Origin of the sequence: Neptuniibacter marinus, assembly GCF_001597725.1 — a bacterium.
Classification (GTDB): domain Bacteria; phylum Pseudomonadota; class Gammaproteobacteria; order Pseudomonadales; family Balneatricaceae; genus Neptuniibacter; species Neptuniibacter marinus.
In genome coordinates, this window is the sequence record NZ_LUTR01000009.1 from 71,050 (window position 1) to 84,044 (window position 12,995).

Genomic DNA, 12,995 nt, shown 5'->3' on the forward strand with positions numbered 1-12,995 from the left:
TAAGAGCAATAAAAAGGCCCTAAAATACACTATTGAGATGGCATAGGAACGCTTTTCCTGTTTTATTTTATAATGGTTCTAAGGTGGATCAGGCGCACGGGGCAACTGGAGTTTGATACAATGCCCATGTGCTTTATTTATCAGCTTTTAACCTCAAGGCTTAATGCAAAAATCTAATAGCGAGGATTAACATGGCAGATCTTTTTACACCGGTTCAGCTCGGTGCCCTAACACTGGCTAATCGTGTCCTTATGGCGCCTTTGACGCGGACTCGCGCTGATGCAGATCATGTTCCCACTGATCTTATGGTCGAACACTATGCCCAGCGTGCTTCAGCGGGCTTGATCATTGCCGAAGCTACCATGGCAATGGAAGGTAACTCGGCATTTTGGCGTGAACCTGGTATCTACTCCGAGGCTCAGGTTTCTGGCTGGAAGAGAGTCACTGACGCCGTACATGCCAAGGGTGGCAAGATTTTCTTGCAGATCTGGCATGGCGGTCGCGCTTGCCATCCCTTGCTGAATGGAGGTCGTGTACCGGTCGCACCGAGTGCTATGGCTATCACCAATGATGAAGTTCACACGCCAGAAGGGAAAAAGGCTTATACTGTTCCCCGTGAACTGGCTGATGAAGAGATTCCGGCCATTATCGAAGGGTTTAAAGTCGCAGCGGAAAATGCCAAGAGAGCTGGCTTCGACGGTGTTGAAGTACACGGCGCGAATGGTTATTTACTGGATGAGTTCCTGCGTGATGGCGCCAACCACCGTAAAGGCCCTTATGGTGGCCCGATCGAAAACCGTGCTCGCTTGTTGCTAGACGTTCTAGACGTTGTAACTCAAGTTTGGGGTAGCGACTACGTTGGTGTGCGTCTGTCGCCGTTGAATAGCTTCAACAGTATGAAAGACAGTGATCCGATTGCGCTGGTTACTTGGTTGGCCAAACGCTTGAACGACTTTGATCTGGCGTATCTGCACCTTATGCGTGCTGATTTCCTTGGTGAGCAGCAGGCTGATGTGGTGACGCCTGTACGTGAACACTACCGCGGCCATTTGATGCTGAATATGGGCTATACCGGTGTCGAAGCCGATACTGTTATCGCTTCAGGTCAAGCCGATAGTATCGCGTTTGGTGTGCCCTTTATCGCCAATCCTGATCTGCCGGAGCGCTTGCGGAATGATGTAGAACTGAATCAGGCAGACCCAGCTACTTTTTATACCCAGGGTCCCGAAGGCTATCTTGACTACCCGACTATCAGTGAATTGGTAAACGCCTAAGGCAGGTCCGGGGGGGGCTCGTCTTGAAGATGCGTAAGAAACAACTTTTCCCCCCTCCAATACTTGGTATTCCGGCTAACGGTAACTACACCCATCATGTGTATAGGTCGACAGGTGATCATTATTTTTTAGTAGAAAGAAATTTTGGGTTTGCCCGCAGTTGTTTATGGGCTAAATAAACCGCGATTACCAATAGATATAACTGAGTATTGGTACAGGCTGAGAGTAAATGCTACCTGATTGGATAAGCATTGATTGTGTATACAGCTCAGATCAGCGAAAATAGCCGCCAACTACGATTAACGCGACGGATTTTTTCGGCGAAGAACTTTCGCTATCATCTCCCACCCTGATGCCGCCCAGCCTTTCAACGCTTAAAACCACCTTTCATTGCACACCACAATCACATCTCTACGTACTGAATTTAAAGGTTTTTTGTCTTTTTCTCGTTTCTTTGCTTTTCAATGATGTTCAAGCGTAACCTCGGAAAGTGTGTACAAACTTGAGTACAAATTCCGTTTTAGAGGCCTTTGGCGAAAATTCCATGACACAAATCTGGCTGTAGGTCTTGTCGTTACTGGGTTTGACGAAGAAAATACCTCCTGTTTTTGGTGCTTTGGTTTTGACATTACAAAAGCGGAATAAATGCGATCATCTCTAGCTTGTTGTTTGCAAGGCTATGAATTTAAAGGGTTCGTCATTATGGATTTTGATGTGTCATCGTTGCGAGTGTACAAATTTTTATCGTTGGGCGTGTTGCTTGCTATTCATGACACAAACCGCCTTGTAGCCCTTGTTATTCATAGGTCTGAGCCAATAAGTACCTTTGCGGATGGGGCTTGATATTTTATCACTTGAGTTAATAGCTGGATTGGCCCTTACAAAGCAAACGCACCAAAGCATCGCGGATGTTACTCGCATATTGAACTAAGTAAGCCTTCTCAGTTTTAGCTGGATGGTTTAACAAATATAAATTATACGGCGATATGCGCCGTAAATTTAAAAAATGGTAAACTTTTGTTTGTTGTGTTAGTTTATCAAAGCTAAGTTTTACGGCGAAATTCGCCGTAAAATCATAAAGTGATAAACTGCAGAAAGGGTTTGGTGTTTAGAAATGGTTAGTCATTCCCAGCGCGAAACGGTGAAAGAGTCATATAAGCAGTCTCTTAAAACTCTTTTACCTTATGGCATGTTAGCTACAAAGAAGTGGCTTGCAGAGCAAGGCTTGAGTGCTCATGCGTTAGATAACGCTGTGAAAACCGATACGTTGTTGCTACTAGCTACAGGTGTTTACAGCCAGTATTCCCGGGCAGTCACTTGGGAAGGCGTAGTAGCTTCAATGCAGCGTATGGATGTGAACAACTCGGATAATCTGCCTTCGGTCATCGTTGGCGGGTTGTCAGCATTGTCATTATCAGGATTGTCGCAGTATCTGTCGTTAGGCAGTACGCCACATATACATTTATATGCAAAAGGCAAGTTGCCATCATGGCTGGGGCGTTTGTCGCTGCCCGTTGAATGTGTTGGGCATAGTACCAATACCTTGTGGCCTGAATGGCTGATAAAAGACAAAAGCTTTATCAGGCAGTATGAGTGGGAGGCTGAACTGCCCCCTGTATATTTTTCATGTCCTGAAAAAGCGTTATTGGAATTACTGGTAGATTTGCCTGACGCGGTTAGCTTTGAACATGCTGATGAGCTAATGCAAGGCTTAGTGAATTTATCACCCAGAAAGCTCGATACACTTTTAAAAGCCTGTAAAAGCGTAAAGGTGAAGCGGTTGTTTTTTTGGCTGGCTAAACGTCAAGCTTACCCTTGGTTTAACAAGCTGAATGTCGAGGATTACGATTTAGGCTCTGGCAAGCGTGTTGTGGCTAAAGGCGGTAAATTGGATACAGATTATTTGATCACTGTGCCGTCACATATGGCAATGGAAAGCGAAAGTTAGTGATGGATAGAAACAGTATTTATTACAAGCAAGTGCAGTTATTGATGCAGGTTTTGCCCTTTGTCGCAAAGAAAGAATGCTTTGCGCTTAAAGGTGGTACGGCGATCAATCTCTTTGTCAGAGAGTTTCCGCGCTTGTCGGTTGATATTGATTTAGTTTATCTGCCGATGAAAGGCCGTGATGACGCATTACAGGAAATATGCGCAGCATTAGATGTGATTAGCGCAGATTTAAAAGCCGCGTTTAAAGATGTAGAGCTAACCGAAGCATACAAGTCAAAACGCGATGCGCTCAGACTAATCGTTGGCGGTAATGGCGTGCAGATTAAAGTAGAGTTATCGCCCGTATTACGTGGCACGGTTTACGAGCCGCAGTTGATGGAAGTATGCGCCGCCGTAGAAGATGAATTTGGTTATGCTGAAGTGCCTGTGGTGGCCTTGGCCGATCTCTATGCTGGCAAAATATGCGCGGCATTAGATAGGCAGCACCCAAGAGACTTATTCGATGTGAAGTGGCTCTTGGAAAATGAAGGCCTGACGGATGAGATACGAAAGGCACTAATAATCTATCTCTCAAGTCACAATCGGCCAATGGCCGAATTGTTAAGGCCGCAATTTAAAGATATATCGGCTATTTATGCAGGTGAATTTGCAAATATGGCCGAGACGGATGTACCGCTTGAAGAGCTGGTGGCCGTGAGAGAGCGTTTGGTAGAGCTTATTCACCAAGGGCTAACCGATAGTGAAAAAGGCTTTTTACTGTCGTTTAAAAACCGTGAGCCGGATTGGGCGTTGCTTGGTCTTGATGATGTAAGTGAACTTCCGGCCATTAGATGGAAACAGATTAATCTGGCCAAAATGCCAGATGACAAACATAAGCTGGCGTTAGACAAGCTAAAAGAAGTACTGAGTGTTTGATTTATAGTACTTAGTTATTTTGCTAGAATAGCGCTCAAATTTTTCAATGCTTTGATGGGAGGTTTTGCTGGCTGTAGGCCGTGGCAATCTGCTTGAACTCTTTATGTTATTGAGTGAAACATCGGGGCTTAGAGTTAACTTTATTTTTTTGTACAAATAGTTGTACAAAACGGGAATTTAGATACATGGCAAACGCCGATTTTCTTAATGAAATCAATAAGCGAAGAACTTTCGCTATTATCTCCCACCCTGATGCCGGTAAAACGACAATTACTGAAAAATTGTTGTTGTTTGGACAGCTTATTCAGCAAGCGGGTAGTGTTAAAGGTAAAAAAGGTGATCGTCACGCGACATCGGATTGGATGTCGATGGAGCAGGAGCGTGGTATCTCTATTACCTCCTCTGTCATGCAGTTTCCTTATAATGATCGCATGGTTAATCTATTGGATACGCCGGGGCATGAGGACTTTTCTGAGGATACTTATCGCACATTAACCGCTGTAGATTCAGCCTTAATGGTGGTAGATGGCGCTAAAGGTGTTGAGGCGCGAACCATTAAGTTGATGGATGTTTGCCGCTTACGTGATACACCAATCTTTTCGTTTGTGAACAAGGTCGACCGTGAAATTCGTGATCCAATCGAGTTATTAGATGAGATTGAGGAGGTGCTTAAAATTGAATCAGCACCGATCACGTGGCCAATCGAGATGGGGTCTCGTTTTAAAGGGATATATAACCTTTATACGGATACCATTCATGTCTTTCAGCCTGGGCAGGGACATACCATTCCTGAAGATGTGCGTATCTCTGGTTTAGAAAGTGATGAAGCGAAGGCGCTATTGGGCGATATTTACGATGATTTTGTGGATGAGATTGAGCTCGTACGTGGTGCAACCCATGAGTATGATCAAGAGGCATTTTTGGCGGGTAAGCTGACGCCTGTTTTTTTTGGTACAGCATTAGCGAACTTTGGTGTACGCGAGATGCTGAATGATTTTGTGAAATGGGCACCTGCACCTATTGCTCGCAATGCGATTACTCGCCCAGTAGAGCCGGCTGAAGAAAAATTCAGTGGCTTTATCTTTAAAATTCAGGCGAATATGGATCCTAAACACCGTGACCGTATTGCCTTTATGCGTATCTGCTCCGGCAAATATACTCAGGGTATGAAGATGCGCCACAGCCGCATTAATAAAGATGTGAAGATCGCGGATGCGGTGACATTTATTGCAGGCGATCGTGAAAATGTTGAAGAGGCGTGGTCGGGCGATATTATTGGTTTGCATAACCATGGGACGATACAGATCGGCGACACGTTTACTGCCGGTGAGGACCTGAAATTTACCGGGATTCCTCACTTTGCCCCAGAGATGTTTCGCCGTGTACGCCCCCTTGATCCGCTGAAAATGAAGCAACTTCAAAAAGGTTTGAAGCAGCTTTCAGAAGAGGGTGCTGTACAGTTGTTCCAGCCGTTTAAAAATAACGATCTTATTCTTGGTGCAGTCGGTCAATTACAGTTTGATGTGGTGGTCTTTCGTTTGAAAGATGAGTACAAAGTGGATTGTAAATACGAACCTATAAGCGTTCAGACGGCGCGTTGGGCTGAGTGTGATGACGAAAAAGTGCTGGCTGAATTTGAGAAGAAAAATCATGATAATTTGGCGCTCGATGGTAGCGGTTTGCTGACCTACCTTGCACCAACAAGGGTTAATCTGAGTTTAGCGGAAGAGCGCTGGCCGGATGTTGCTTTTAGGGCAACACGCGAGCACTGATCGGTTCATTGTTTACAAAGGCTTGGCGTACTCTTGCGTCCAAGCCTTCTCGCCTTTAATCTGCTGTTATGCAACTTTTCGATACCCACTGCCATATAGATTTCTCTCAATTCGATGACTATCGAGATGAGGCACTTACACGCGCTTCTAATGCGGGCGTTGGGCATATTGTCGTCCCCGGTGTTAATGCGGTGGGTTGGGCGGGTATTGAAACTTTGTTTTCAGCCCATTGTGACAATTGGCCAAGTCTTCATATGGCGCTAGGATTACATCCTTGTTTCCTTCATGAACATCAATCTCAAGATCTTGAGCAGTTAGAGCAACTGTTATCGTCTAAGTCGGTATGTGCGGTTGGCGAAATAGGCTTGGATCTATTTATTCCGCAGGCGGATTTGGATGAGCAACTAAGTTTTTTAAAGCCCCAGTTGGCACTAGCTGAAAACTATCAGCTTCCTGTTTTATTACATGTTAGAAAGGCCCACGATCAGATGCTTAAGCAGCTTAGGCTATTTAAGCTTACTCGAGGTGGGATTGTGCATGCGTTTTCCGGGAGTGAGCAGCAGGCTCATCAGTATATTGAACTTGGGTTTAAGTTAGGGCTTGGTGGGACTGTGACTTATGAGCGTGCACAGAAATTAAGACGTACAGTGCAAGCTACAGCGCTAGAACATTTTGTTTTAGAGACTGATGCGCCGGATATGCCGTTGAGTGGCCATCAAGGTAAGCCTAATGAGCCTTGTCGGGTATTGGATGTTGCCAAGGTTGTTGCGGATCTGAAAGGTTGTACGGTGGAGGAAGTAGCTGCAACCACCTCTCAGCAGGCGTTGCAGCTTTTTAATATAGATCAGCCAAGCACTGTCGATTAACTGCCAGAGTCAAATAGATCGTTTAGGATGCTGGAGAGTGTGTTCCAGACTAGGTCAGTCGTGTCGTTTTTAGGTACTTTAAAAAAACGACCCTCATTACCCACGGGCGTTGCTTTATAGCTTCCATCGTTGGGATTCATGATCATCAACATTAAGGATACCGGATAATTAGGGCCTTTGACTTCTTGGTTGTAAGCCTTTTCGATGGGATAGAGTTCGCCACGAGAGGAAACAACCTTAGTCATATCTTTGCAGCGTTTACTGTCCCCTTCACAAAAGAAGCGGTATTTAGTATCGATCAAGTAATAGCTAGTATCTGTTTCAGCTTGGAAATCCGGTGTTATAGCATCCATATTAATACAGCCATTAAGACCGATAATTGCTATTAGAGTGATGAAAACACGCATCGCCAGTTCCTTATAAATTATTAGTTAGCAGATATCGTCAAAAGGGTTATCAATATCCAAGTTAATTGGATTGCTGTAGCCCGGCATAGTGATCTGTTTATCACTAATACTAAGGTCTTCGCCCTGAAGGACATTATGGTCATATAAATAGATTGGCTTAGCGTCTCCATGAAGGGAGGCTTGGTCGTATGCAGTGGCTGCCATACGCGTTTTTTCGAGTTTTGTTTGGTAAGCCAATAATTGAGATTTACTATAGCGCTTGTTAAGTAGGTTGCTCACAACATGAGGGGCAATCACGGGTGCGGATGCGTTATTGCCACCAAAACCTTTCGAGTTCAAGAACACGGTATCCATTCCTTGCTTGCCAACTTCAATATGCTGGTTGCTCAAGAATAGATTGCTTTGATGTACATCGCTGGCGAATTCATCTGTCGTTAAAATTCCGGGGATATAGCCATACTTCCAAGTGCCTAAAGATAAGCTAAGCTGATCTCCTCCTGCGGTGCCTTGAGAGTGTCCAATATAGGATTTAATAGCAGCAACCGGCCAGTTTTGTATGCCAAAGGCTTTTGCTGTTTCGTTAATTACATGAGATTCAGTCACACGATTTTGAGGTGTACTGGTACCGTGAGCTTGGACAAAGCTCCTTTGCTGTAAGGACTCTTCGCCAAGCATTTTTCGAACAAGGGCTGTGGATTTGGCTAAAGTGATGTAATTGCCAATACCTGGTGCGGAGATCGATTTTTTATGTCCATCTGCGCTTACAAATACTTCTGGAACTGCGCCATATATTTCGGCGCCTAACTCTATGGCTAAATCGTCGCTCATTAAAAGAACAAATTGGCTGCTTTCGCCTATAGTGAAACCGCAGTTATTGCCGAATGGTCGGCAGGCTTTACGGTAATCATCAGCCGTGAGTTCTGATAGATTGTCGAGTGCTAATAGGTCTTTGTCTTCCGCTAATGCTCCCATGGCTTTGAAGCCTTCAATGACTTCTGGGGTTACAGGCGCATCGCTTCCGCCTACGAGGACGACTTTACGGCGTCCTGAGCGAATATCATTTACGCCGCTGCGAAGGTTGTAGAGAAACGTTGCGCAAGCACCTAGCGCGCCTCCAGTGGTGCCTACATTACCTAGAATGTAGGCATTCACAAAATCTGCAGGCATTTGGGCGTAGCCTAATGGCATCTGTTTGGATGTTGTGCGTTTCCCTATAGCAGGAAATTTTGTAAGTCCGCCAAAGCCAAAATCATCAAGCTGCCCTATAGAGTTGCTGGCATAAACCGCAATCTGATCCGGTGCTACGCTGTTGGCGATTGTTTCGAAAGGGATGCCTGTCGAAGAGAGTGCATCGGATGCTGCAAAAACAGTCATCTGAAGGTTGCGAGGATGGTTGCGGGACTGGTAAAGCTTGCCAGGTTCGAAGCCTGAAGGTAGCTGACCTGCAGACTGGACGGGCGCGACTTTGTTATCGGGTAAGATAACATCCATTTTTGATGAAACGTGAATATCGAACTGTCCGGGTGCCGTTTCAGTGACCGACCAATTAGCAGGTATCTCTAATGGCATCTGCCTTTTGCGGAGGTGGAATCTGAGTGATCCATCTCCGCAATTTAGAGTGGCAGCTTTGTTAAACATAACGTGGTTTACATCAAAGCTGCTTTTTTCAATTCGACGAATTAAAGTACTATCAAGTAATTGTTTTTGAAGATCTTTGATTAATTCGGTTGCATTGTACTCAATTCCATCCTGATTTTTATATTTTCCATCAGATGAGGTAACAAGACCTGTCAATATAGCTAGGTCAGTGAGTGTCTCTTGGCGCGACTGCTCGTCGAGTTTCTCTATAATCAATCGGCGATATGCATGGTGAAAAGAAGCGCGCCCAGCAGGGTTTATACCACCAAAACCAACAATGACAGGAAGCTGGGACAATTGAATCTCCTAAAAACGAGTACTACGTAAAATTAACTTATGTTCAATACAGTGAGTGGAGTTTATATGAAACTGCATTGTTGGAACAATACGATTATTTTATCGGTGTTTGGCATGACTGACTAGCGGCAAGTAGTATTTATCTGTTTTTTAGTCAGTGTTTATTCAGCCATAGTAGAGTTATTATGGTGCAATAGTCATTTTTTTTTGGAGTTAATTATGAAAAAACTGTTCGCAGTTTGTGTTGCCGGCGTTCTGTTGACTGGGTGTCAAACAATTGATCCATACACAGGAGAGCAGAAAGTAGGAAGCACAACTAAAGGTGCAGGTATAGGTGCCGTTGCAGGTGCTGTGCTAGGTGCAGCTGTTTCTAGTAAATCTGATCGTGGTAAAGGCGCTTTAACAGGGGCTTTGGTGGGTGGTGCTGTTGGTGGTGGTATTGGTTACTACATGGATCAACAGGAAGCGCTTCTGCGTCAAGAGCTACAAGGTACAGGCGTTCAAGTTGAGCGTATTGGTGATTCAATTCGTTTGATTATGCCGGGTAATATCACATTTGCGCTTAATTCAGACCAGATAGCGAACAACTTTTATCCTGTATTGGATTCAGTAGTAAAAGTCTTGGTGAAATTTGATAAAACCGAGATGAATGTGGATGGCTTTACTGATAGCACAGGATCGTTTGAGTATAACCAGCAGTTGTCAGAACGACGTGCGGCGCGTGTGGCTGACTACTTAGCGAGCTCGGGTATTTCTCGTCTTAGAGTTAATGCACGTGGCTTTGGGGAGCGTTACCCCGTAGCAGATAACACTACTGAAATAGGTCGTTCTCAAAATCGCCGTGTAGAGATTAATATTAGCGGCACACGTACAAACTAGTTTGTATATATATTCCCCCGTTTTGCTGGCGGGGGAGTCGTCTTTTAGCTATATGGAATTAGCGTGCAATAGCTAAATCCCCTGCCCGAATATTGTATGTTTCAGCGGATGCGTTGATATGGCCAGATGCAAATCCCATCTGTACATCATCAATAATTAAGGTTTGTTGTGTGTTGGTTAATTGGGTGTTGCTGTTCATTTGTGGGGTGAAAATGGTGGAGCTGCGATAGATAGTGAGCTTGTCCCCACGCTTTAAACCATGCTGCTTACCTGCATTGATCCAGATAGTGCGATCTTCAACTTGAGTTATACGAGTACTAAAAGGTTCGCAGCGTAGCTCTGCGGATATTTCCGCCGCAATCTTATCTTCGAGTGCTCTTACTTTCTGTCCGTAGTCCTGCTTAATAAACCCTGGTGTAGCGAATCCCGTTGTTATTGTGTGATCAAGACTCCATAAACCTGCGGTTTGGTAGTGTTTTTGTGAAACAAGTTGGCCCGAGAAACCATCGTGTATAAATAGGTCAATTTCAAAGTTTCGGAGGTGTCTTTTACTTTTGAAATCGAGCCTGTTGTAGAGATCCATAAAGTAGTTGTTTTCGGCGTGAGTGCGAGGATCAACCATAGAGATATCACGGATAACACCTGAAATTACATAGTTAACATCGAGCTGACCAATCGTGCTTAGCATACTCGTTAGCTTGCCGCTATCTAACTGTGATGAGCTAGCTTGGCTAGGGTTAGGGTAGAGGTTAATTAACCCAGCATTGTAAGTGATCGTTTGTGCTGTGCTGTTAAAGCGTTGGCTTAATTGTGCAGGTAGTTCACTACTAACGTTATGGAGTCCGCCCAGATTAGCTTGGCTTAATTGTTGAAGCGGAAACGCGGCAAAGGCTATGGTTTTTTTATAATTGTTGCTACTTCCGTTGCTACAACCTTCATCAATATCTACATTCGCTTTGATTCGAATGTGTAGTGTTGAACCAATGATTTTCTCGTCCAGTATTTCGATATTTGAAACTTGGCCCAAAGAGCTAATCTGCATATTGTCGATCTCAAGAATGCCATCTCTTACGACTTGGCTGCTAGACACATAAACAGCTGCCTGCATTGATGCTTGCTGAGAAGCGTCCCTGATGGCAGCCTCTCTAGCAGCGGTAATGTTTTTGTTGGCAATAATAGCTTGCCCCTCAGCTTCAATGACAACCGCTTGAGCTATAGAAGTTAAAGATAGAAATAAGCTAACAATAAGAAAATTCAGCGTTTTATTAAACATATCTGCCTAATGACCGATTACTAAAAGAGGTCGAGTAAATAATTAATCGTTTTCAGAACAGTATTTTATTGTGTGCCTGTTGTAAACGGTTTAAGTCGACTCCCTATGCTTGGTGGATTATGTTAGATTGTCGGGCTTAACCTTTTGAGTTTGGAATATCAGGATGAAAAAGATTTTACTGCTGTTAATGGTTTGCTTTTTAAGCGGATGCTTTCAGCAGGTTAATACCCAAGATAAGCAGCCTGAAAAGGTGCATATTGAAAGTATGAGTCCTGAGGTTGTTGAGCAGTTGCATCAGCTTGAGAAAGCGCATATTGCAGAGAAAGAGGCGCTGTTGGAAAAAGAGCGGTCGATGTTACAGCGCCAAGTTGTACAGATTGACACTTTGCCGAATGGGTTGGACCCCATTAGCGAGGCGGTATCTCAAATGGCGGTGCAGATGAATGTTGGCTTGCAGGAAAACCGAGTAAAACGCTTCCCCGTTGCGGTTATTCCATTTACTAACTTGCATAATGCTAGGAAAGTTGGTCGTTTTGGCGAACGATTAGAGCAAGGGTTTATCTATCAATTACAGCAGCACGGTTATAATCTTGTTGATTATCGTGCGGCTGGGCTTACAACTTCGACAAAACAGCCGTTATCGAAACAAAATCTGTCTGGTCTGCGTACGCGTTTTAAGGTTTACTTCTTAGTGACAGGGACTTATGCCCAACACTCAGATGGCTTAGTAATTAATGCACGAGTCATTGATACAACGACGCGGCAAGTATTGGCAACAGGTCAAACCCATATACCTAACGAACGTTTAGAAGGTGCTATTCCAGGGTATGATCCATTGGAGGCTCTAAATCAAGGGCTTATTATTGAAAATCGCGGCGGTCCTGTTGGTAGGTAATAATGAAAAAAATAATAAGTAAATCTATAAAGCTGACTGCTTTTGCGCTGTTTTTCCCTATGTTTCTAGTTATTCAAGGCTGTGAAACGGTTGTGGAATCTACTGTTGAAGTGGTGGATGCGTTACCTGATATTAATTTTCCGCCGCGAGTGGAGGAGCCGCAAGCGCCAAATTGGGTGCGTGCAACAGGCTATGCACCCATCAGTTTACAGCCGGGTCAAACGCAGCAACATAAAGTGTTGATGGCTATGCGGGCATCTAAATTGCGTGCATACCAAGAGTTGGCGGGTGTTGTTCACGGGCAATATATGTTTGGCACGACAACGGTTAAAGATATGGTTTTACAGAGCGATCAATTTAAAACGGCGGTATCGGGTATAGTGCGGGGGGCGAGAGTGGTGAAGACCTTCCCTGTGCAGGAAGATACATACGCCACTACTCTTGAGGTGGATATGAATCAAGTGCAGCGTGCTTGGGTGAGTAACTAAGACTCTACTAGATCGGTTGATCAGTAGAGTGTGTAGTTATTTGTTTTGCGTCGCTTCAAAAGCTGCCATCTGTTCTGGGGTTGCTTTCGCTTGATGTTTTTCTTTCCAGCTATCGTAAGGTTCTCCGTAAACTAACTCTCTCGCTGCTTCGTAATCGATCTCTTCGCCTCGCTCTTTTGCTTCCGCTGTATACCATTTGCTTAGGCAATTACGGCAAAATCCGGCAAGAATCATCAAGTCGATGTTTTGTACATCTTTTCTTTCGTCTAAGTGGGCCAATAGGCGACGAAAGACGGCAGCTTCTATCTCGTTTTGTTTATTCTGATCCATATTTCTCTCAC

Annotated in this window: 12 protein-coding genes; 8 read left to right on the plus strand and 4 right to left on the minus strand. The window is 44.4% G+C overall.

The annotated features are described in order from the left end of the window. Window positions 1-191 precede the first annotated feature (191 nt). From A3774_RS08485 to A3774_RS08510, 5 genes are all read left to right on the plus strand, one after another. The gene (locus A3774_RS08485; protein ID WP_067866176.1) at window positions 192-1,274 is read left to right on the plus strand and encodes an alkene reductase; all 1,083 of its coding nucleotides are present in this window, start codon (window positions 192-194) and stop codon (window positions 1,272-1,274) included. Between the two features lie 1,114 nt (window positions 1,275-2,388). Further along, window positions 2,389-3,222, plus strand: coding sequence for a type IV toxin-antitoxin system AbiEi family antitoxin (locus A3774_RS08495; RefSeq protein WP_067866180.1), 834 nt, complete (start codon window positions 2,389-2,391; stop codon window positions 3,220-3,222). A gap of 2 nt (window positions 3,223-3,224) precedes the next feature. Then, window positions 3,225-4,139, plus strand: coding sequence for a nucleotidyl transferase AbiEii/AbiGii toxin family protein (locus A3774_RS08500; protein ID WP_067866182.1), 915 nt, complete (start codon window positions 3,225-3,227; stop codon window positions 4,137-4,139). A gap of 185 nt (window positions 4,140-4,324) precedes the next feature. Further along, window positions 4,325-5,911 (plus strand): peptide chain release factor 3, encoded by a 1,587-nt coding sequence (locus A3774_RS08505; RefSeq protein WP_067866184.1) that lies wholly within the window; start codon window positions 4,325-4,327, stop codon window positions 5,909-5,911. Window positions 5,912-5,979: 68 nt separating this feature from the next. Continuing rightward, on the plus strand, window positions 5,980-6,777 hold the full coding sequence (locus tag A3774_RS08510) for a TatD family hydrolase (RefSeq protein ID WP_067866186.1): 798 nt from the start codon (window positions 5,980-5,982) through the stop codon (window positions 6,775-6,777). Here the strand turns inward: A3774_RS08510 and A3774_RS08515 are convergent. Next, entirely contained in the window at window positions 6,774-7,184 is a 411-nt protein-coding gene (locus A3774_RS08515; protein ID WP_067866188.1) for a hypothetical protein, read from the minus strand. The two genes, A3774_RS08510 and A3774_RS08515, sit on opposite strands and share 4 nt — an antisense overlap. Before the next feature lie 24 nt (window positions 7,185-7,208). Continuing rightward, window positions 7,209-9,119, minus strand: a complete 1,911-nt coding sequence (locus A3774_RS08520; RefSeq protein WP_067866190.1) for a beta-ketoacyl synthase — start codon at window positions 9,117-9,119, stop codon at window positions 7,209-7,211. Window positions 9,120-9,338: 219 nt separating this feature from the next. Between A3774_RS08520 and A3774_RS08525 the strand changes: the two genes are divergently transcribed. After that, window positions 9,339-9,998: an OmpA family protein gene (locus A3774_RS08525; protein ID WP_067866192.1), complete on the plus strand. Its 660-nt coding sequence runs from the start codon at window positions 9,339-9,341 to the stop codon at window positions 9,996-9,998. Window positions 9,999-10,056: 58 nt separating this feature from the next. Here the strand turns inward: A3774_RS08525 and A3774_RS08530 are convergent, their stop codons facing one another. Further along, the gene (locus A3774_RS08530) at window positions 10,057-11,271 is read right to left on the minus strand and encodes a flagellar assembly protein T N-terminal domain-containing protein (RefSeq protein ID WP_067866194.1); all 1,215 of its coding nucleotides are present in this window, start codon (window positions 11,269-11,271) and stop codon (window positions 10,057-10,059) included. Between the two features lie 163 nt (window positions 11,272-11,434). Between A3774_RS08530 and A3774_RS08535 the strand changes: the two genes are divergently transcribed. Further along, window positions 11,435-12,166 (plus strand): FlgO family outer membrane protein, encoded by a 732-nt coding sequence (locus A3774_RS08535; RefSeq protein WP_067866197.1) that lies wholly within the window; start codon window positions 11,435-11,437, stop codon window positions 12,164-12,166. Between the two features lie 2 nt (window positions 12,167-12,168). Further along, a complete protein-coding gene (locus A3774_RS08540) occupies window positions 12,169-12,654 on the plus strand; it encodes an LPP20 family lipoprotein (RefSeq protein ID WP_156473685.1) in 486 nt (161 codons plus the stop codon). A gap of 36 nt (window positions 12,655-12,690) precedes the next feature. Here A3774_RS08540 and A3774_RS08545 read toward each other — a convergent pair whose 3' ends face one another. After that, complete coding sequence (locus tag A3774_RS08545; protein ID WP_067866200.1) at window positions 12,691-12,984, minus strand: DUF1244 domain-containing protein; 294 nt, start codon at window positions 12,982-12,984, stop codon at window positions 12,691-12,693. Between the last annotated feature and the right edge of the window lie 11 nt (window positions 12,985-12,995).

What these genes read in the sequence shown, in the direction of transcription:
- A3774_RS08485 (WP_067866176.1), top strand. Translation starts at nt 192, where the DNA reads ATGGCAGATCTTTTTACACCGGTTCAGCTCGGTGCCCTAACACTGGCT.
- A3774_RS08495 (WP_067866180.1), top strand. Translation starts at nt 2,389, where the DNA reads ATGGTTAGTCATTCCCAGCGCGAAACGGTGAAAGAGTCATATAAGCAG.
- A3774_RS08500 (WP_067866182.1), top strand. Translation starts at nt 3,225, where the DNA reads ATGGATAGAAACAGTATTTATTACAAGCAAGTGCAGTTATTGATGCAG.
- A3774_RS08505 (WP_067866184.1), top strand. Translation starts at nt 4,325, where the DNA reads ATGGCAAACGCCGATTTTCTTAATGAAATCAATAAGCGAAGAACTTTC.
- A3774_RS08510 (WP_067866186.1), top strand. Translation starts at nt 5,980, where the DNA reads ATGCAACTTTTCGATACCCACTGCCATATAGATTTCTCTCAATTCGAT.
- A3774_RS08515 (WP_067866188.1), bottom strand. Translation starts at nt 7,184, where the DNA reads ATGCGTGTTTTCATCACTCTAATAGCAATTATCGGTCTTAATGGCTGT.
- A3774_RS08525 (WP_067866192.1), top strand. Translation starts at nt 9,339, where the DNA reads ATGAAAAAACTGTTCGCAGTTTGTGTTGCCGGCGTTCTGTTGACTGGG.
- A3774_RS08530 (WP_067866194.1), bottom strand. Translation starts at nt 11,271, where the DNA reads ATGTTTAATAAAACGCTGAATTTTCTTATTGTTAGCTTATTTCTATCT.
- A3774_RS08535 (WP_067866197.1), top strand. Translation starts at nt 11,435, where the DNA reads ATGAAAAAGATTTTACTGCTGTTAATGGTTTGCTTTTTAAGCGGATGC.
- A3774_RS08540 (WP_156473685.1), top strand. Translation starts at nt 12,169, where the DNA reads ATGAAAAAAATAATAAGTAAATCTATAAAGCTGACTGCTTTTGCGCTG.
- A3774_RS08545 (WP_067866200.1), bottom strand. Translation starts at nt 12,984, where the DNA reads ATGGATCAGAATAAACAAAACGAGATAGAAGCTGCCGTCTTTCGTCGC.